Here is a 17,588-nt window from a genome sequence, read left to right as displayed (position 1 = left end):
TCAGTCCCGATCAGCCGCCCAGCAATCTCTCCACTTCAGCGGCGATGCTCAGCAGACGGCGGTCATGGCCGTGGCGCGCCACCAGCATCAAGCCGGCCGGCAGCGCCATGCCTGGTATCGGCAGCGAGATCGCGCAGAGATCGAACTGGTTGGCCACCTGCGTGTTGCGCAGCAGCAGGCCCTCCGTGCGATCGCGCAGACCGGCATCTTGCGCCAGGGAGACGATGGTCGGCGCCGTCACCGGCGTGGTTGGCAGGGCCAGCACATCGACCGACGTCAGCCGCTCATCCGTGGCGGCGGCCAGCACGGCACGGCGACGCAGTGCCCTGATGTAAACCGGGGTCGGCAGCATTGCCGCCCGCGACAAGGGTCCGCTCACATGCGGGTCAACCGGCACCGGAGCGCCTGCCGCCAACCAGTCTGCATGCACTTCAGCCCCTTCCATCGCGGCGATCGAACCACGTTTTGTGAACGCGCGAAGGTCCGCGATCAGGTCGTCGATCGACAGGTCCGCGACCCGTGCGCCGGCCTGCTCGATCTTGCCGAGGCAGCGCTCGAACGCTGCTGCCACCGCGCCTTCAGTCTCTCCGAAAAGCACGCCGCGCGGGAGACCGATGCGCAACCCCGCAAGGGCGAGTGGCGCCGGCAGCGCCAAGTCCTCGCCCGCCATCACCGCATCGGCTGCGGCGCATTGCGCCACGGTGCGGGCGAGCGGGCCGACCGAGTCCAGCGTGGCCGACAGTGGAAAGGCGCCTGTGAGCGGCACCCGCCGCGCCGTCGGCTTGAAGCCGACGACGCCGTTAAGTGCCGCCGGAATACGGATCGATCCGCCAGTGTCGGAACCGATGGAGATTTCGCTCGTCCCCTCGCCGACGGAAACGCCGGCGCCGGAGGAAGAGCCGCCGGGAATGCGGTCGGCATCGGTCGCGTTGCCAGGCGTGCCATAGTGCTGGTTGTCGCCGATGGCGGTAAAGGCGAACTCGGTCATGTTGGTCTTGCCGATGATCACCGCGCCGGCTTGCCGCAGCCGGCGCACAATCATGGCGTCGCCAATTGCCGGCGCAGCATCCTTGAGCAGCAGTGATCCGGCCGTGGTCGCCTCGCCGCAGACATCGAACAGGTCCTTGATCGAAATGATCGTTCCGTCGAGCGGTCCGAGCCTCACGCCGGCCCTCCGCCGCGCGTCGGCGGCATCGGCTGCGGCTCGCGCGGCTTCGATATAGAGTTTCGTGAACACACGTTCTTCACCGGCACGGGCGGCGAGACGCGCAAGGGTAGTTTCCAGGTGATCGCGGACGGATTGCATCTTCGGTGTCGGACTCCGGACCTCTGGGACGTCTTAAGCTTAGCAGCCGGCGCGTGGCGTGCCGAGACTTAACCCGGCGCGGGCGGTTTTGCACCCCTGGCGGACGCAAGGAAGAGAACGATGCTCTACAAAGGCAGCTGTCATTGCGGCAAGGTCGCCTTCGAGTTCGAGGCGGAACTGACCGAAGCCGTGCGGTGCAATTGCTCGATCTGCTCGCGCAAGGGCGCCTTGCTGTGCGCCGTTCCGCATCAGGCGCTGCGGGTGCTGGCCTGGAGCGACGAGATCGGCACCTACACATTCGGCAACTGCGCCATCGCGCACCGCTTCTGTCGCACCTGCGGCATCCATCCTTTCGCCGAGGATGTGCGCGAGGGGAGTGAACGCAGCGCCTACATTAACGTCAACTGTGTCGCCGATGTCGATCCGTCCGCCTTGTCGATCTTCGACTTCGATGGGCGTTCAGCCTGAATTTCGCCGGCAGCCTGCCGCGTCTGCCTGTCAGCGACGCCGCCATCGCAAAGGCAACGGCCCGAGAACCATGATGGTTCTCGGGCCGTTGCGCAAGTCAGGGATGGTTGTCGGGAGAGCCTACTCGGCGCGTTTTGGGGCGAGCAGAAACACCACGACTGCCGCCAGCAAAGTCGCCACGCCGCAATAGGCGAAGGCACTGGCGACGCCGGCATGATCGACCAGCAGGCCGCCAAAGACGGCGCCGAGCGCAATCGCCACCTGGAAGGTGGAGACCATCAGGCCGCCGGCGCTCTCGGCTTGATCGGGCGCGGCCCGCACCAGCCATGTCTGCAGCCCGACCGGCACCGCGCCGAAGGCAAAGCCCCAGGCCGCCACGGCGGCGGCGGCGATCGCCGGCGAGGCGCCGAAGACCAGCATCGAGGCGGCGGCCACTGCGATCAGCAGGGGTGCCAGCGCGACGGCGGCCTTGAGATTGCGTTCGGCCAGGATGCCGCCGGCGATATTGCCGAAGAAGCCGCCTATGCCATAGGCCAGGAGCACCAGCGAGATTGTCTCGATGCCGAGCATCGGGATCTTCTCGAGGAAGGGGCGCACATAGGTGAAGCCGGCAAAGTGCCCCGAAGCGACCAGCAGCACGACCAGCAGCGCCACCCTGATCGACGGGCGCTCCAGCACCTCGAGCAAAGTGCGGAAACTTGCCACGCCCATCGGCGGCAGTTTCGGAATGGTGGCCACCTGCACCAACAACGCCAGCGCGGCGACGACCGTGGCGATCATGAAAGCCGTGCGCCAGCCCCAGATATCACCGACATAGGCGCCGACAGGGGCGGCGGTGACGGTGGCCAGCGAAACGCCGGTCAGGATGATCGACATGGCGCGTGGCATCAACCGCATCGGCACCAGCCGCAACGCCATGGCCGCCGACATCGCCCAGAAGCCGCCCAGCGCAACGCCGAGCACGACGCGGGCAAGCAGAAGCATGGGCAGCGATGAGGCAAAGGCGGCCAAAAGGTTCGAGGCGATCAGAAACGCGGTCAGCATCCACATCACCAGCCTGCGATCCATGCGCCGTGTCATGATCGCCATTGTGGGGGCGGCAATGGCGCCGACGATCGCGGTCGCGGTGACCGCTTGTCCCGCAACGCCTTCGCTGACGCCGAGATCGCTCGCCATCGGCGTCAACAGGCTGGCGGGCAGGAATTCCGCCGTAACGAGACCGAAAACACCAAGCGCCAGCGAGACGACGGCGCCCCATGCCGGCTCGGTTCGTTCCCCCTGATCGACAGTGTTCAATAGGGCGGCGTCGACGACGCCCGTCGCGGGTTCGGCCATGGTCAGTCTCCGATGAAGTTGCAGCGCAACATTTGGCTGCACTGCAACATAGGGAGTGACGGCCTGGAGTTTCCATGCTAGAAACACCATTATGTTTGACCGTTCGTCCAAAATTCGGACCACTGGCGATCCGCTGACCGACATATTGCGCGGGCTGCGTCTCGACGGCGTCGACTACGCCCGTTGCGAAATGCGGGAGCCTTGGGGCATCCAGTTTCCGGCCCAGGCAGCGGCGCGATTCCACTTCATCGGCCGCAAGGGCTGCTGGCTGATGCAGCCCTCGGGCGAGTGGGTCGAGCTCAAGGCGGGCGACGCGGCACTGCTGCCGCGTGGCGCAGCGCATGTGCTGGCAAGCGAACCGGGCACCAAGGCTTGGCCGATCCAGGGCTACGCGGCCGAAGAAGTCTGCAAGAACGTCTATTGCATGTCCAATGAAGCCATGTGCCCCGATGGTCGCTGTCCGGGCACGCTGCTGTTTTTCGGCAGCATGTACTTCAACATCGATGGCCTGCATCCCCTGCTCGGCATGATGCCTGATGTCATGCGCGCGCATGAACTCGAAGCTTATGAGCCGGGTATTCCGCATCTCCTGGACTCGATGGCGCGTGAAGTGACGATGGAGCGCGTCGGCTCCGGCGGCATTCTGGCGCGGCTCGCCGACGTCCTTGCCGCCACCGTGATCCGCTCATGGGTCGAGCGCGGCTGCGGCGATTCAAGCGGTTGGATCGCGGCGGTCAGGGATCCCGACATCGGGCGCGTTCTGGCCGCCATCCATCTCGAACCGGACCGCGACTGGACCGTCGAGGCGCTCGCCAGGATGATGGGCGCCTCGCGATCGGGCTTTGCCGAGCGTTTTGCCACCATTGTCGGCGAGACGCCGGCCAGGTACGTCACCCAGGTGCGCATGCACCAGGCCCGACAATGGCTGGTGCGCGATCGCCAGAAGATTTCCGTCGTCGCCACACGCCTGGGTTATGAGTCGGACGCCGCCTTCAGCCGGGCCTTCAAGCGCGTCATCGGCTCGGCTCCCAGCCACCTGCGTGCCGAGGAACATGCTGAGATCCGCCAGGCCGGCTGAAGCGGCAGGCCGTGACTCCAGGCTGGAGCAATTCCGTCCGGAATTGCCCGAAGAGGTACAGCAGTTCAGCGTTTCCGTGGGACGCTGAACTGCTGTAGGAATCGGCATGGACTTGACCTCGCCCAACGACACTGTGCCGGCCCCGGGGGGTGCGTTGACCGAGATGTTGCGCGCGCTGCGCCTCGAGGGCGTCGACTATGGCCGCTGCGAACTGGGCGCGCCTTGGGCCGTGCTCTTTCCGGTGCAGAAGGCGGCGCGGTTTCACTTCATCGGCCGTGCCGGATGCTGGCTGCTTTCGCCACTAGGCGAATGGATGGAACTGAAAGCCGGCGATGCATTGCTGTTGCCGCGCGGCGCCGAGCATATCCTTGCCAGCGCACCCGGTGTACAAGCCGAACCGCTCGAAAGCTACAGCGTCGAGCCCCTGCAGGACAATGTCTACGCCGTCTCGAACGGCGGCCATGGTGCAAAAACGCTGCTGTTCTGCGGCAGCATGCACTTCAACCACGATGGCTCGCATCCACTGCTGGCCATGATGCCGAATATGCTGCGCGCGAAGGAGCTGATGGCCGGCGAGCCAGGCATCCCGCATTTGCTGGAAGCCATGGCCGACGAGGCGACGAGGAACCGGGCCGGCTCCGGCATGATGCTGGCGCGGCTGGCCGATGTATTGGCCGCAGCCATCATCCGCTCCTGGGTGGAGAACAGCGCCGGTGACATCACGGGTTGGATCTCGGCGATCAAGGATCGGGACATCGGCCGCGTGCTGGTCGCCATTCATCGGCAGCCTGACAGGAACTGGACCGTCGAAGCGCTGGCCCGCGAGATGGGCGCCTCACGGTCGGCTTTTGCCGAACGTTTCACGGCCATCGTCGGAGAGACACCGGCAAAATATGTCGCCGGGGTACGCATGCATCAGGCAAGGCGGTGGCTCGAGGAAGAAGGGATGCGGGTGTCGGTGATCGCCGCCAGATTGGGCTACGATTCGGAAGCGTCGTTCAGCCGGGCCTTCAAGCGCATCGTCGGCAGCGCGCCCAGCCATTTGCGCGCCGCGGGCGGCGCCTCGGGAAAAGGCTAAATCAACGCTGTTTGCAGTGGCGATTTCCGGCCTGGATGAATTGCCAAGTGTTCCGGACAGAATGCCATTCCCGGCTTGGCCATTTGCAATAGCTTGTCATCCAACAGACGAGCGCTGGCGGCAAGTCGGCCCGAAGAGGAGAAGCGATGCCAAATCACTTAAAGATCCTGACGCTGGCCGCAATGCTCACTATCCCCGGCCGTGCCTTCGCCCTTGAGGACAGCTATCTGCCGGCCAGCAAGATTCCCTATGTTTCTGAGGCGCCGGACCAACCGCAGCGTCTCGGACCGCTATGGGGAGAAAGGGCCAAGGGCCCCGCGGGTACCTTGCTGAAAGTCCCGGGCAACTGGCACGCCCCTGTTCATGCGCACACCGCCGATTATCGCGCCGTGGTGATCCAGGGCCTATGGGCGCACTGGCAGATGGACGGCGGCGAGGCGAGCAAGGTCGAGCTGCCTCCCGGATCCTACTGGACCCAGAAGGCCAATGAGATGCATGCCGACGCCTGCCTCTCGGAGACGGAATGCGTGATCCTGCTGATCAACACCGAGCCCTATGAGACCTATCTGCCGAAGTAGAGGTGCGGGACGGCTGTCCGGCCGGCATTGCTGCGGGGGCTCAGAACTCGGGTTAACAAGACCTGACCACAGCCAGTCCCGCTGTGCCAGTTTCCCATGATAGGAATTTTTTCTTAACTGGGTGAAGGCAACTATGGTAGATATTTGGTTATGGTGCTGAGTTGCGCCAGGGACCCGCCGCACAGGCGGGTTTTTCCGTTCAATGCTTCATCAACAGCGCACCGACGAAGGCTCCGGAGGGACCCGTTAACCCGGATTCCTTGCCCTGCCGCAAGTCGGGCTTTTTGTTTAGGGCGCTGTCCGGAACATCGCATTCGCGATATTCGCCTCATCCGGCGTGCCGCAAACTCACGCCGCTGCCCTTGTCGAACAGCACCACCTTGTCCGGATTCCAGGCAAAGCGCACCGGCTGCTCGATCGCGACATCGGTCCGCGCCGGCACCGTGGCGCGCAGCGTGGTCTCGCCCACGCGCAGCGTCAGGATCTTTTCCACGCCATGGTTTTCGACGTCGTGGACGCGCGCCTCGACCGGCGCACCGCTCTCGAGATAGACGTCCTCGGGGCGGATGCCGAAGACGAGCGGGCGACCGTCGGTCGCCGCACTCGCCTTGGCTCCCCCTGAAAGCGGCAATTCGAAATTCAGCGGCGCCATGACCGCACGATCGTTGACCACCCTGCCGTCGATGAGGTTCATCGGCGGCGAGCCCACGAAGCTCGCCACATAGGTGTCGCGCGGATTGTTGTAGATCTCATGCGGCGTGCCGGTCTGGACGATGCGGCCATGGTTGAGCACGCCCACCTTGTCGCCCATGGACATCGCCTCGATCTGGTCGTGGGTGACGAACAGGAAGGTGGCGCCGAGCTGCATCTGCAGGTTCTTCAGTTCCGTGCGCAGCGCCTCGCGCAGCTTGGCGTCGAGCGCCGACAGCGGCTCGTCCATCAGGAACACGCGCGGCTTGCGCACGATGGCCCGGCCGATCGAGACGCGCTGCATCTCGCCGCCCGACAGCCGGTCGGTCTTGCGGTCGAGCAGATGCTCGATCCTGAGCGTCCGCGCCGCGCGGTCGACGCGGTCCTTGATTTCGGCGTCGGGCAGCCGCCGGATCTTCGGCTTCAGCGGGAATTCGAGGTTTTCGCGCACCGTATAGCGCGGGTAGAGCGAATATTGCTGCAGCACCAGCGCCACGTCGCGCTCGGCGGCGCCCCAGTCGGCAACGTCGATCCCGTCGATGAAGACCTGGCCCTCGCTCGGTTTTTCCAGTCCGGCGATCAGCCGCAGCGTCGTTGTCTTGCCCGCGCCCGTCTCGCCGAGCAGGACGAAGAACTCGCCATCGGCGATGTCGAGGTCGAGCCCGGTCAGGGCCGTGTGATTGCCGAACGTCTTGGAGATGTTCTTGAGCTGGATATGGGCCATCAGAGTCTCACTCCGAGCGACTTGCCGCTCGCCGCGTCGAAGAAATGCGCCTGTGTCGGATCGATCCTGGCGAACACCCTCTCGCCGGGACCTGAAATGAAGCCGCTCTTGGTGCGGGCGCGCAGCATCTTGGAGCCGACTTTCAGGTCGACGATGTCGAACGAGCCGAGCGGCTCGACGATCTGCGTCTCGACCGCCATGAAGCCCTCCGCCGCCTCACGGCTGATGAGGACGCCTTCCGGCCTGATGCCGAGTGCCAGCCGGCCGCCCGCATGGCCGTTGAGCTTCGACAGGAGCGCGCGCGGGAATTCGAAACCGGTTGGCGCATCGCCCACCGTCACCGAGGCCGACGAGGCTTTTTCGGCCACCGCCGCGTCGGCCACGTTCATCACCGGACTGCCGACGAATTGCGCGACGAACAGGTTGGCCGGGTGCGAATAGACCTCGTCGGGGGAGCCGACCTGCTGGAGAACCCCCTCATGCATGATGACGATGCGATCGGCGAGGCTCATCGCCTCGATCTGGTCATGGGTGACGTAGATGGTGGTCGAGCCTTGCTTGATGTGCAGCCGCTTGATCTCGGCCCGCATCTCCTCGCGCAGCTTGGCGTCGAGCGCGCCGATCGGCTCGTCCATCAGCATCGCCTTCGGCCGCCGCACCAGTGCCCGGCCGATCGCCACGCGCTGCATGTCGCCGCCCGACAGCGCCGACGGTTTCTTGCCGAGCAGGTCCGTGATTTGCAGCGTCTTGGCGACCGAGCGAACTTCCTGGTCGATTTCGCTCTTGCTCTTTCGCGTGGCGCGCAAGGGAAAGGCGATGTTCTCGTAGACGCTCATATGCGGGTACAGCGAGAACGACTGGAAGACCATGGCGATGTCGCGATCGGCGGCCTTCAGATGCTGGATGGGCTTGCCGTCGATGAGGATGTCGCCCTCGTCGATCGTCTCCAGCCCGGCAATGGCGCGCAGCGTCGTCGTCTTTCCACAGCCCGACTGGCCGAGCAGCACGATGAACTCGTTGTCTTCGATCCTGAGGTTGAGGTCCTTGATGACCTGGACGGCGCCGAAGAACTTCTGGACGCCGCGAAGCTCGATCTGGGTCAATGCTGCGCTCCCGGATTTCGCTGCGGATCGCCTGACTGGCCGGTCCCGGCTTCCTCTTGCGGTGCGATCTTGGAGGTGATGTTGAAGCCGATCAGGCCGATCAGGATGATGGTCAGCCCATAGCTGTGCAGCAGCAAGCTCCAGGGCTGGCATAGCGCAATGATGCCGAGCACCATCAGCACCTGGCTGCCTGGTTCCAGATATTTCTGGTTGATGGCGCGAAAGCTCATTTGCGGATCGCTCCGAAGGACATGCCGCGCAACAGGTGATTACGAAGCAGGAAGGTGAAGATGGCGACAGGAAGCAGGAACAGGAAAGTGCCGGCGGCGATCACCGTCCAGTCCGGCAGCCCGGAGCCGACCTGGCTCGGGATGAACGGCGGTGCCGTCTGGGCGCGGCGATTGGTCATGATCAGCGCGAAGGCATATTCGTTCCATGCCGTGATGAAGCAGAACACGGCCGTGGCGGCGATGCCGGTGGCGGCTTCGGGCAGCACGATCTTGAAGAAGGCTTCCATGCGCGTATAGCCGTCGACGAGCGCCGCTTCCTCGTACTCCTTCGGGATCTCGTCCATGAAACCCTTCATCAGCCAAACCGAGAAGGACAGGTTGAAGGCGGTGTAGAGGATGATCAGCCCGATATGGGAATCGTTGAGGCCGACCGCCCGGTACATCAGGAACATCGGGATCGCCACCACCACGGGCGGCAGCATGCGGGTCGACAGAATGAAGAACAAAAGGTCCGCCTCGCCTTTGACCCTGAAGCGCGAGAAGCCATAGGCGGTGAACGTACCCATGCCGACCGCCAGCACCGTCGAGGTGATCGCGACGATCAGCGAATTCATGAAACGGTTCGGATAGCCCGACCATTGCACCTGGCCCTTGCCGTCGCGCACGATCTTTTCGCCGCCGTCGAAGACGACGCGTTCCCACCAGGGCGCCGCCGCATATTCTTCCGGCGAAGGCGGGCTGCGCAATTGCGAGCGCTTGGTGAACAGCTTCACGAAGGGCGATATCTCCGGCTGGAACACGACCGTCGGCGGGATGGTGGTGGCAAGATTGCGCGGCTTGAACGCCGTCGAGGCGATCCAGTAAATCGGCGCCAGGAAGATCACTGTCGCCACCAGCACGGCGACGATTGCGACGCGGTTGAGGGCGATCTCGGAAGAAGTGCGGACGGCGGCCATCTCAGCGCTCCTTCACTTTGTTGAGATATTTGACGTAGATGTTGGTGATGGCCAGCACCATGATCAGCACGATGTAGGCGAGCGCGCAGGAGCGCCCGGTCTGCCATTCCTGGAACGCCATCTTGTAGAGCCGGATCGAGATCAGTTCAGCCGTCGGCTGGGTGGTCAGGATGTAGGCCAGATCGAAGGTCTTGAACGCTTCCATGGTGCGGAAGATGACGGCGATCATGAGGATCGGCGCGACCAGCGGCAAGGTGATGCGGAAGAAGGTGTAGAACGGACCGGCGCGGTCGATAGCGGCGGCTTCGTAGAGGTGCTTCGGCACCGCCGAGAGGCCGGCCAGCGACAGCAGCATGACGAAGGGCGACCACATCCAGATGTCGGTCAGCGCCACCGCGTAGAGTGCCATCTTGGGGTCGGCCAGCCACTCGAAATTGCCAAGCCCGAGCGCATAGTTGATGACGCCCCATGACGGATCGTAGAGCAGTTTCCAGAACAGGCCGACGACGGCCATCGACAGCATCATCGGCAGCAGCAGCAGGGTCGTCAGCAGCCCCTTCAGCGGGATGTCGCGGTTGAGCAGCATCGCCACGCCGAAGCCGACCAGCAACTGTCCGGCGACCGAGATGATCACGTATTTGGCGGTGATGGCGAAGTTGGACCAGACATAGGGGTCGCTGAGCAGGTCGCGGTAGTTCTGCAACCCGACGAAATTCGCCGGCGCGTTGGTCGAGGCGCGGAAATCGGTGAAGGAATAGCCGAGCGAATAGATCAGCGGAAAGATGTTGAAGACGATCAGGAACAGGATCGTCGGGATGATGAAAAGATTGCGGATCGAAATATCGCTAAGGCCACGCGCGGCCGCGCGTGAAGATCTGTCCAGCGTGGTGATCATCGTGGTCGCCAAGACCCTGCTCCCGCTTGAAGAAAAAGAAACGGAGGAGGCATGAGCGCCCCCTCCGTGGGACATGAACGATTATTGGCCGCGGCCGTATTTCTTGAAGGTCGCGTTCCAGTCGGCGGCCAGTGCGTCGAGCGTTTCCTTGGCGGTGCCTTCGCCGCCGATCATGTAGGGATAGACGCGCTGGTTGAGCTGCTGGAGCAGTTCGGCATATTCCGGCACCGCCCAGAAATCCTTCACCTTGAACATGGTCTCGTAGAAGGCCTTGTTGTAGGGCGTCGCATTCTGGAACTCTTCGGACTTGAGCACGGCTGCGCTGCAGGTGTAGCCGCCGAGTGCCGCCCACTTCTTCTGGGTCTCGTCCTTGATGAACCATTCGAGGAACTTCATCGCCTCGTCCTGCTTCTGCGAGTAGGAGACGACGGAGATGCCCTGGCCACCGAGTGCGGCGAACTGGTCGCCGTTCGGCCCGGGAGGATTGGCGAAGAAGCCGGTGTTCTTGGCGTTCGGGTTCGACGCCTCGTTGATCAGCGAGGGGAAGAACGCGAAGTAGTTCATGCTCATCGCGGCCAGGTTTTCGGTGATCGCCTGGTTGTCCTCGACGAAGAACGACTTGGCCCAGCCCGGAGGCGTGAACTTGTAAAGCTCCTTATAGGCGTCGAGCGCGGCGACAGCCTTGTCGGAGTTGATGAAACCGTCGACCTTGTAGGTCGAATAGTCACCCAGTTCGCCGCCATAGGAGAACAGCGCGTTCTCGAAGCCCATCGCCATCGCGTCATAGGAATTGTCGGTGTAGATGGCGATGCCGTATCTCTTCTGGTCCGGCCGGTGGAAGAATTCGGCGATGTCGCGCAGCGCCTTGAAATCCTTCGGCACGTCGAGGTCGTAGCCGTATTTGGCCTTGAAGGCTTCCTTCTCCTTGGGATCCTCGAACCAGTCCTTGCGATAGGACCAGCCGACGGCGTCGCCTTCGAGCGGGATGGCCCAGTACTTGCCGCTGTTGCCAGGATATTCGGCGTAGTACTTCACCGTCGCCGGCGCCATCACCTCGCCGAGCTTGTGCTTGTTGAAGAAGTCGGTGAGGTCGACATAGTGGCCACCGGTCGAGCCGGCGCCGAGCCACTGCGAGTCGCCGACGACCAGGTCGTAGGCATCGCCATGAGCGTTGAACTCGGTGAAGGCCTTGGTCTGGAAGTCGGCCCAGGGCGTGGTCTCCACCGTGATCTTGACGCCGGTTTCCTTCTCGTACTCGTTGCCGAGTTCCTGGAGGTAGTTGGCAGGATCCCATTCCGCCCAGAAGATGGTGAGCGATTTGTCCTGGGCGTAGACGGATGTTCCGCAGGCAAGTGTCAAGCCGATACCAGCAAGCAAGCTGGTCACTATCTTGCGCATGATGTTTCCTCCCTTGTGCGCATTCTACCGTATCAAGCGAACCGGCAAACTGGGCCGGCCCTGGTAGTTCCTCCCTTGGTCGCGCCTTCCGGTTTGGAGCCTCCTCGCCCGTCCGGAAATGGATCGCAGCCCTCACTTTCGATCCGCTTTTCTCCTTTGATCTGGTATTACCAATTTTGAAGCTCCGTCAAGCCCTTTCTTGAGCAATGGTGACAGCTCGAAGTCTCGAATTCCAGCCTTATCTGCCTGTTTTTCCTAAATTTTCCTACTCATTGATAGACATCGGCCTTGTTCATGCTTCAGCATTGCGGTTAATATCGGCAACCAGTATGCAAATCTGGTAGAACCAGATACCTGCTATTTCGTGACCCTTGTTGGTTCGATCGCTTGTGCTTCGGAGACTGATTCCGCGATCGCCGCGCGCACCAGGGCGACCGCCGCCCACTGGGCAACGGACATCGTCCGGCGACCGTCCAGTCCCCAGATGTCCTTCAGCACGATAAGCACCTCGACGCCGAAGATCAGCGACAGCGCCTGCGCCAGCCGCTTGAGGTCGCGCGGCGGCAGCCGGCCCTTGAGCGGAGCGAGCGCGTCCTGAAGCAATTCGACGCGGTGGCCCCGCTTGAAGGCCGGTTCGCTTCCCAAAGTACCGGCCTGGCGCCGCGCCCACTGATCGAGCGACAGTTTCAATGCCGCCTTGAAGGTCGCCTCGAAAGCCTCGATGCGCGGCATGGCCGTGTCGAAGAGCTCGGCAACGCGGCGCTCGGCATCGGCAGAGGTGGATTTCCAGGTGAGGATCGGCCCGAGCCCCTCGTTAACCACTGCCTGCACCAGTGCCGCCTGGCTCGGAAAATACCGGTAGGCGGTGGCGCGGGACACCTGCGCCGCCTCGGCAACCTCGCTGACCGAAGGTGTTGCGCCTGCCTGCATCAGCCTCGTCGCCGTCTCCAGCATCAGCCGTTTCGTGCGCGCGCGGGGTCCACGCTCTGGTCCCCCGGCGGTGTCGTCGCTTGCTGCGGCTTGTTGACGTGAGACATCCATACCAATATGATACGCGCGTCTCAAAAAATTGCAATGACCTCCTCGTTTTCGGAATGGCTAGGTTGACGCTCTGTAGAGCACTGAGCCTCTGGGTGACTTGGACCGGCAGAGGGAGGCATCGATGAAGCGCATTTATGTGGTGGGCACCGCGGACACCAAGGGTGAGGAACTCGCCTTCCTGGCCGACGCGATCGCCGCCACGGGTGCCGCTGTCTGCCGGGTCGACGTCGGAACGCGCGCCGCGAGCGTGCCGGTCGACATTGCCGCTGGGGATGTGGCAGGCCACCATCCCGGCGGGCGAGACGCGGTGCTCGCCGGCGACGACCGCGGCGCTGCGGTCGCCGCCATGGGCATCGCCTTCGCTCGCTTTGCCCAATCGCGAAACGACATTGCCGCCATGATCGGCATCGGCGGCGGCGGCGGCACGTCGATCGTCACCGCAGGCATGCGCACGCTGCCGCTCGGCCTGCCCAAGATCATGGTTTCGACGCTCGCTTCCGGCGACACCGCGCCCTATGTCGACATCTCGGACATCATCATGATGCCATCGGTGACCGACATGGCCGGGCTGAACCAGCTCTCGCGTGTCGTTCTGTACAATGCGGCCCAGGCGATATCGGGCATGGCCGCCAGACCGCCGCCGCCGCCCGAGGGCAAGCCGTCGATCGGCCTCACCATGTTCGGCGTCACCACGCCGTGCGTGACGGCAATCGCGGATCAGCTCCGTTCGACCTATGACTGCATGGTCTTTCACGCCACCGGCACCGGCGGCCGCAGCATGGAGAAACTGGCCGACAGCGGCCTGCTGTCCGGCGTCATCGACATCACCACCACTGAGGTCTGCGATCTCCTGTTCGGCGGCGTGCTGCCGGCGACGGAGGATCGTTTCGGTGCCGTTGCCCGCACCGACCTGCCTTATGTCGGCTCGGTCGGCGCGCTCGACATGGTCAATTTCTGGGCGCCTGCGACCATTCCGGACCCTTATCGCGGGCGGCTGTTCTACGAGCACAACCCGAACGTCACGCTGATGCGCACGACGGCGCAGGAATGCCGCAAGATCGGCGAATGGATCGGCACAAGGCTCGCCCGCTGCAAGGGGCCCGTGCATTTCCTTATCCCGGAGAAAGGCGTCTCCGCGCTCGACATCGAAGGCGGCGCCTTCTTCGACCCGCAAGCCGATGCCGCCCTGTTCGAAGCCATCGAGCGCACGATCAAGCCGAACGCTACGCGCCGGCTGACGCGTCTGCCGCTGCACATCAATGATCCCCGATTCGCCACGGTCGCGGTCGCGGCTTTCCTCGAAATCGCCAGACAGTGAGATCCAAGACATGCCGGCAATACCGCGCAAGGACATACTGAAGAAATTCAGGGGAATGATCGACAAGGGTGTGCCGATCGTCGGCGGCGGCGCCGGCACCGGCCTGTCGGCCAAGGCCGAGGAGGCCGGCGGCATCGACCTCATCATCATCTACAATTCCGGCCGCTACCGCATGGCCGGTCGCGGTTCGGCCGCGGGCCTGCTGGCCTATGGCAATGCCAATGAGATCGTCAAGGAGATGGCCTACGAGGTGCTGCCGGTGGTCAGGAAGACGCCGGTGCTGGCTGGTGTCAACGGCACCGATCCGTTCGTCATCATGCCGCTGCTGCTCTCCGAGCTGAAGACGATGGGTTTTTCCGGGGTGCAGAATTTCCCCACCATCGGCCTGTTCGACGGCAGCATGCGACAGAGCTTCGAGGAGACAGGCATGGGTTTTGGGCTCGAGGTCGACATGATCGCCGAAGCCCGCAAGCTCGATCTTCTGACCACGCCCTATGTCTTCAACCCGGACGAGGCGCGCGCCATGACCAGGGCCGGCGCCGATATCGTCGTGGCTCATATGGGCGTGACGACGGGGGGCTCGATCGGCGCCACCTCTGCCAAGTCGCTCGACGACTGCGTGGTCGCCATCGACGCGATCGCCGAAGCGGCCCGTTCGGTGCGCAAGGATGTCATCCTGCTTTGCCATGGCGGGCCGATCTCGATGCCGGACGACGCCCGCTACATCCTCGAACGCTGCAAGGGGCTGCACGGCTTCTATGGCGCGAGCTCGATGGAGCGGCTGCCGGCGGAAGCGGCGATCGCCCGGCAGACCGCCGATTTCAAGGCCGTCACGCTTGGCGGCCTGAAGACGACCACGAAGAAAAAGAAGGGATCATGAGAATGACCGACAAGAGCAAGGTGTTCGTGTACCCGAAGGATGTCAGCGCCTTCGGATTCGACTGGGGAAAATTGTCGCTGACGGTCGCTCCGGAAGTGAACGGCGCGACCCGCTTTTCCGGCGGCGTCGTCGACCTGCCCTCCGGCAAGGGCCATACCCGTCATAACCATCCGGGCGCGGAGGAAATCATCTTTGTCATTTCGGGCCATGGCGAGCAGATGGTCGAGGACGAGCAAGGCAATCCGGTGGTCGAGAAGGTCGGCCCCGGCTGCACCATTTACGTGCCGGAGAGCCGCTTCCACTCGACGCTCAACACCGGCGACGGGCCGATGCAGCTGTTCGTCGTCTATTCGCCGGCAGGGCCGGAACTGGGATTGCGCGAACTGCCGGATTTCAGGTTGCTGCCGGCCGGGAACTCCCCTCGCTCGCGACTTTGAGGCGCCCTTCCGATATGCTATCGTCCAGCATGCCTCCTTGAGAGAGAAGCGATGACGCGTTTCAGTCCCCAGGAATTCGTGGAAAAGCTCGCAACGGGCAGCCTGCCGGACGGCAACCCGGCCATGACGGTTGGCGGTATTGTCAAGGCCAACGACGCCGACCCGTCAACGCTTCTCTTTTCGACCGATTTGTCCTGCGAATCCTGGATACCCGTGCCGCTGAGCTTGATCCAGACGGTCGAGCAGGTACGGACGGTCAACTGCAAAGACCACAAGCATCCGCTGGTCAAGATCGCTTTTACACAGCCCTCGCCGGATCAACGTGACATCAATGCCCTGCTTATGATCATGGCCGGGCTTCAGAGCCAACTCTCCTGGTTCTATCGCAACGCCAAGTCCGGTAGTCCGTGGGCGTCAACGTTTGCATCCGATTGCGCCGTCGTCTCCGCATCCGAGGGGCTTACCATATGCTGCACCCAGACGATCGACGGAAGATTGGAAGTCGTCTGCACTGGAATGGTTTAGTGCCTGTCGCACAAAAGTGACTTCTGTTTAGCGGCAACGGCAAAGCGCCGCGCATGAATTCGTTTCGACGCGACGCGCCTTAGAGACAATCGAGACCGGCACGCTCATTTGTAATGTGGCAGGTTACATGCCACCCCGGTTCCATGCCCGACCCCGATCCCCGAACATCACATAGCCGGCATCGGTAACCGCCACCGTATCCTCCAGCTTGATGAAGCCGCGCGTCGGGTGAAGCATGGTCGTCTCTACCGACAGCACCATGTTCCTCTCCAGCGGCTTGCCCGCATAGGTGCCTTCATAGGTCACCGGATGGTTGGTCATCAGGAACGGCGCCTCATGCGTGATCAGCCCCATGCCGTGAGCGAAGAAATCCGTGTAGGGCGCGACCTTGGATCTTTTCAGCACGCCTTCGGCATGGGAAATCATGTCACCACCCAGCGTACCCGCCTTTACCTTCGAGAACGCCGCCTGCTGCACCGCCTCGACCTCGGCCAGCAGGTCCTCCAGCTCGGCATCCGGGTCTCCGAGAACCCCCATGCGGCAGAGGTCGCCGATATAGCCATGATAATTGCCGCCGGAATCGATCGACAGCACTTCGCCCTTCTTCCACGCCTGCGGCGACGCCGCGCGGTTGTGGCTGGAGCCCAGCGTCAGCAGGCAATATTCGAAATGCGCGCCGCGATTGGTCTCCTCGCGGCGAAGCTGTTCGATCATCTCGCTCTTGGTCGTGCCTTCGCGCGCCCATTGGATGGTGGCCAGCATGGAATCGGTGATCAGTTCGGAGGCGATCCGCAGTTTCTCCAGCTCGGCCTCGGTCTTGATGGCGCGCATGCGCTCCAGCATGCCGGTGGCATCGACCAGCTTGGCGTCGGGGAGCGCTTTGCAGATCAGGGCATAGGCGTCCGACGGCAGGAAACCCGGCTCGATGCCGATGCGAGCGTCGCCCTTGCCGATCTTGCGCACATGCTCGACAGCGAGATTGGCGGCATCGAGCGTGCCCCAGCAGGCGGCATGCAGCGTCGGCGTCCAGAACGGGTGGTTCTGGTGTTCGCCACCCTCCATGCGGTTGCCGATATAGGCGGCGTGGTCCGGTCCGCCTTTTTCGTAGATCACGATCGGCAGGTACCGGCTGTGGCCGATCGCATCCATGGCGGCGAAGAAGATGAACTTGTAGCCGCCAAGCAGATATTGGGTGTTGTGCTTGGATGTCGCGAGCAGAACGTCGATATCAGCCTCTTCCATCAGGCCATCGACCCTGGCGTGGTCGAATGGGATGTCGCCGACGGCACTCTTCCCCGGAGCTATGTTCATTGTCTCTCTCCCTGAATTTTCGGCGCAGATCGCGCTGGACCGCCGGCTGCCCGATCCCGATACCGACTTCGGGTCAAATCTGCACCATTTTCGCCCATCTGGTCCAGCCAGAAACAGGTCGCCCGGCCGGGCGCGCATCACCGATGCCAGTCATTTGAGGCGCATCACCTGACCTGGTCTTACCAGGTCAGGTTTATCGACCACTCTCCCGTAACTGGTCCAGCGAACAAAAATTTC

At 63.2% G+C, this 17,588-nt stretch carries 18 protein-coding genes; 8 read left to right on the top strand and 10 right to left on the bottom strand.

The features are described from left to right. Window positions 1-10: 10 nt before the first annotated feature. Complete coding sequence (locus FJ979_RS24805) at window positions 11-1,306, bottom strand: amidase (RefSeq protein ID WP_140584107.1); 1,296 nt, start codon at window positions 1,304-1,306, stop codon at window positions 11-13. Window positions 1,307-1,426: 120 nt separating this feature from the next. On the opposite strand from FJ979_RS24805, the gene FJ979_RS24800 reads away from it, so the two are divergent. Beyond that, a complete protein-coding gene (locus FJ979_RS24800; protein WP_140547393.1) occupies window positions 1,427-1,774 on the top strand; it encodes a GFA family protein in 348 nt (115 codons plus the stop codon). A gap of 120 nt (window positions 1,775-1,894) precedes the next feature. On the opposite strand, the gene FJ979_RS24795 is transcribed toward FJ979_RS24800, so the two are convergent. After that, on the bottom strand, window positions 1,895-3,109 hold the full coding sequence (locus FJ979_RS24795) for an MFS transporter (protein WP_140558339.1): 1,215 nt from the start codon (window positions 3,107-3,109) through the stop codon (window positions 1,895-1,897). A 91-nt stretch (window positions 3,110-3,200) separates the two neighbouring features. Between FJ979_RS24795 and FJ979_RS24790 the strand changes: the two genes are divergently transcribed. The 3 genes from FJ979_RS24790 (at window position 3,201) to FJ979_RS24780 (ending at window position 5,843) form a co-directional block, all read left to right on the top strand. Beyond that, complete coding sequence (locus FJ979_RS24790; protein WP_140558337.1) at window positions 3,201-4,187, top strand: AraC family transcriptional regulator; 987 nt, start codon at window positions 3,201-3,203, stop codon at window positions 4,185-4,187. 106 nt (window positions 4,188-4,293) lie between these two features. Continuing rightward, window positions 4,294-5,265: an AraC family transcriptional regulator gene (locus tag FJ979_RS24785; RefSeq protein ID WP_140558336.1), complete on the top strand. Its 972-nt coding sequence runs from the start codon at window positions 4,294-4,296 to the stop codon at window positions 5,263-5,265. A gap of 146 nt (window positions 5,266-5,411) precedes the next feature. After that, window positions 5,412-5,843, top strand: a complete 432-nt coding sequence (locus FJ979_RS24780; RefSeq protein ID WP_140558334.1) for a DUF4437 domain-containing protein — start codon at window positions 5,412-5,414, stop codon at window positions 5,841-5,843. A gap of 328 nt (window positions 5,844-6,171) precedes the next feature. Here FJ979_RS24780 and FJ979_RS24775 read toward each other — a convergent pair whose 3' ends face one another. The 7 genes from FJ979_RS24775 to FJ979_RS24745 all read right to left on the bottom strand — a co-directional run bounded on the left by FJ979_RS24775 (window position 6,172) and on the right by FJ979_RS24745 (window position 12,880). Beyond that, window positions 6,172-7,257 carry an ABC transporter ATP-binding protein gene (locus tag FJ979_RS24775; RefSeq protein WP_140513807.1) on the bottom strand — a complete coding sequence of 362 codons (1,086 nt, stop codon included), beginning with the start codon at window positions 7,255-7,257 and terminating at the stop codon, window positions 6,172-6,174. Next, window positions 7,257-8,360, bottom strand: a complete 1,104-nt coding sequence (locus tag FJ979_RS24770; RefSeq protein WP_140558332.1) for an ABC transporter ATP-binding protein — start codon at window positions 8,358-8,360, stop codon at window positions 7,257-7,259. The genes FJ979_RS24775 and FJ979_RS24770 overlap by 1 nt, the downstream gene beginning before the upstream one ends. After that, entirely contained in the window at window positions 8,357-8,590 is a 234-nt protein-coding gene (locus tag FJ979_RS24765; RefSeq protein WP_140500404.1) for a hypothetical protein, read from the bottom strand. Before FJ979_RS24765 ends, FJ979_RS24770 begins: the two co-directional genes overlap by 4 nt. Continuing rightward, window positions 8,587-9,546 carry a carbohydrate ABC transporter permease gene (locus FJ979_RS24760; protein WP_140500406.1) on the bottom strand — a complete coding sequence of 320 codons (960 nt, stop codon included), beginning with the start codon at window positions 9,544-9,546 and terminating at the stop codon, window positions 8,587-8,589. The genes FJ979_RS24765 and FJ979_RS24760 overlap by 4 nt, the downstream gene beginning before the upstream one ends. A gap of 1 nt (window position 9,547) precedes the next feature. Further along, entirely contained in the window at window positions 9,548-10,453 is a 906-nt protein-coding gene (locus tag FJ979_RS24755; RefSeq protein WP_140500408.1) for a sugar ABC transporter permease, read from the bottom strand. A gap of 69 nt (window positions 10,454-10,522) precedes the next feature. Beyond that, entirely contained in the window at window positions 10,523-11,839 is a 1,317-nt protein-coding gene (locus tag FJ979_RS24750; RefSeq protein WP_140500410.1) for an ABC transporter substrate-binding protein, read from the bottom strand. A gap of 357 nt (window positions 11,840-12,196) precedes the next feature. Continuing rightward, window positions 12,197-12,880: a TetR/AcrR family transcriptional regulator gene (locus tag FJ979_RS24745; RefSeq protein ID WP_140565998.1), complete on the bottom strand. Its 684-nt coding sequence runs from the start codon at window positions 12,878-12,880 to the stop codon at window positions 12,197-12,199. A 121-nt stretch (window positions 12,881-13,001) separates the two neighbouring features. Here FJ979_RS24745 and FJ979_RS24740 point away from each other — a divergent pair, with 121 nt between their 5' ends. The 4 genes from FJ979_RS24740 to FJ979_RS24725 are packed head-to-tail and all read left to right on the top strand — an operon-like array spanning window position 13,002 to window position 16,040. After that, window positions 13,002-14,198 carry a Tm-1-like ATP-binding domain-containing protein gene (locus tag FJ979_RS24740; protein ID WP_140584105.1) on the top strand — a complete coding sequence of 399 codons (1,197 nt, stop codon included), beginning with the start codon at window positions 13,002-13,004 and terminating at the stop codon, window positions 14,196-14,198. Between the two features lie 10 nt (window positions 14,199-14,208). Beyond that, window positions 14,209-15,078 carry a phosphoenolpyruvate hydrolase family protein gene (locus tag FJ979_RS24735; RefSeq protein WP_140500416.1) on the top strand — a complete coding sequence of 290 codons (870 nt, stop codon included), beginning with the start codon at window positions 14,209-14,211 and terminating at the stop codon, window positions 15,076-15,078. A gap of 2 nt (window positions 15,079-15,080) precedes the next feature. Next, window positions 15,081-15,515 carry a cupin domain-containing protein gene (locus tag FJ979_RS24730; RefSeq protein ID WP_140500417.1) on the top strand — a complete coding sequence of 145 codons (435 nt, stop codon included), beginning with the start codon at window positions 15,081-15,083 and terminating at the stop codon, window positions 15,513-15,515. Window positions 15,516-15,566: 51 nt separating this feature from the next. Further along, window positions 15,567-16,040 carry a hypothetical protein gene (locus FJ979_RS24725; protein ID WP_140584103.1) on the top strand — a complete coding sequence of 158 codons (474 nt, stop codon included), beginning with the start codon at window positions 15,567-15,569 and terminating at the stop codon, window positions 16,038-16,040. 123 nt (window positions 16,041-16,163) lie between these two features. On the opposite strand, the gene FJ979_RS24720 is transcribed toward FJ979_RS24725, so the two are convergent. Further along, window positions 16,164-17,351: a Xaa-Pro peptidase family protein gene (locus tag FJ979_RS24720; RefSeq protein ID WP_140584101.1), complete on the bottom strand. Its 1,188-nt coding sequence runs from the start codon at window positions 17,349-17,351 to the stop codon at window positions 16,164-16,166. Between the last annotated feature and the right edge of the window lie 237 nt (window positions 17,352-17,588).

Origin of the sequence: Mesorhizobium sp. B1-1-6, assembly GCF_006443035.1 — a bacterium.
Classification (GTDB): Bacteria; Pseudomonadota; Alphaproteobacteria; order Rhizobiales; family Rhizobiaceae; genus Mesorhizobium.
The sequence above is the reverse complement of the archived record's forward strand: the minus strand, read 5'-3'. Positions and strand labels throughout refer to the sequence as shown.

Coding starts and splice junctions, on each gene's coding strand:
- FJ979_RS24785 (WP_140558336.1), top strand. CDS start 4,294: ATGGACTTGACCTCGCCCAACGACACTGTGCCGGCCCCGGGGGGTGCG.
- FJ979_RS24805 (WP_140584107.1), bottom strand. CDS start 1,306: ATGCAATCCGTCCGCGATCACCTGGAAACTACCCTTGCGCGTCTCGCC.
- FJ979_RS24780 (WP_140558334.1), top strand. CDS start 5,412: ATGCCAAATCACTTAAAGATCCTGACGCTGGCCGCAATGCTCACTATC.
- FJ979_RS24760 (WP_140500406.1), bottom strand. CDS start 9,546: ATGGCCGCCGTCCGCACTTCTTCCGAGATCGCCCTCAACCGCGTCGCA.
- FJ979_RS24730 (WP_140500417.1), top strand. CDS start 15,081: ATGACCGACAAGAGCAAGGTGTTCGTGTACCCGAAGGATGTCAGCGCC.
- FJ979_RS24745 (WP_140565998.1), bottom strand. CDS start 12,880: ATGGATGTCTCACGTCAACAAGCCGCAGCAAGCGACGACACCGCCGGG.
- FJ979_RS24740 (WP_140584105.1), top strand. CDS start 13,002: ATGAAGCGCATTTATGTGGTGGGCACCGCGGACACCAAGGGTGAGGAA.
- FJ979_RS24720 (WP_140584101.1), bottom strand. CDS start 17,351: ATGAACATAGCTCCGGGGAAGAGTGCCGTCGGCGACATCCCATTCGAC.
- FJ979_RS24775 (WP_140513807.1), bottom strand. CDS start 7,257: ATGGCCCATATCCAGCTCAAGAACATCTCCAAGACGTTCGGCAATCAC.
- FJ979_RS24725 (WP_140584103.1), top strand. CDS start 15,567: ATGACGCGTTTCAGTCCCCAGGAATTCGTGGAAAAGCTCGCAACGGGC.
- FJ979_RS24790 (WP_140558337.1), top strand. CDS start 3,201: ATGTTTGACCGTTCGTCCAAAATTCGGACCACTGGCGATCCGCTGACC.
- FJ979_RS24795 (WP_140558339.1), bottom strand. CDS start 3,109: ATGGCCGAACCCGCGACGGGCGTCGTCGACGCCGCCCTATTGAACACT.
- FJ979_RS24765 (WP_140500404.1), bottom strand. CDS start 8,590: ATGAGCTTTCGCGCCATCAACCAGAAATATCTGGAACCAGGCAGCCAG.
- FJ979_RS24735 (WP_140500416.1), top strand. CDS start 14,209: ATGCCGGCAATACCGCGCAAGGACATACTGAAGAAATTCAGGGGAATG.
- FJ979_RS24750 (WP_140500410.1), bottom strand. CDS start 11,839: ATGCGCAAGATAGTGACCAGCTTGCTTGCTGGTATCGGCTTGACACTT.
- FJ979_RS24800 (WP_140547393.1), top strand. CDS start 1,427: ATGCTCTACAAAGGCAGCTGTCATTGCGGCAAGGTCGCCTTCGAGTTC.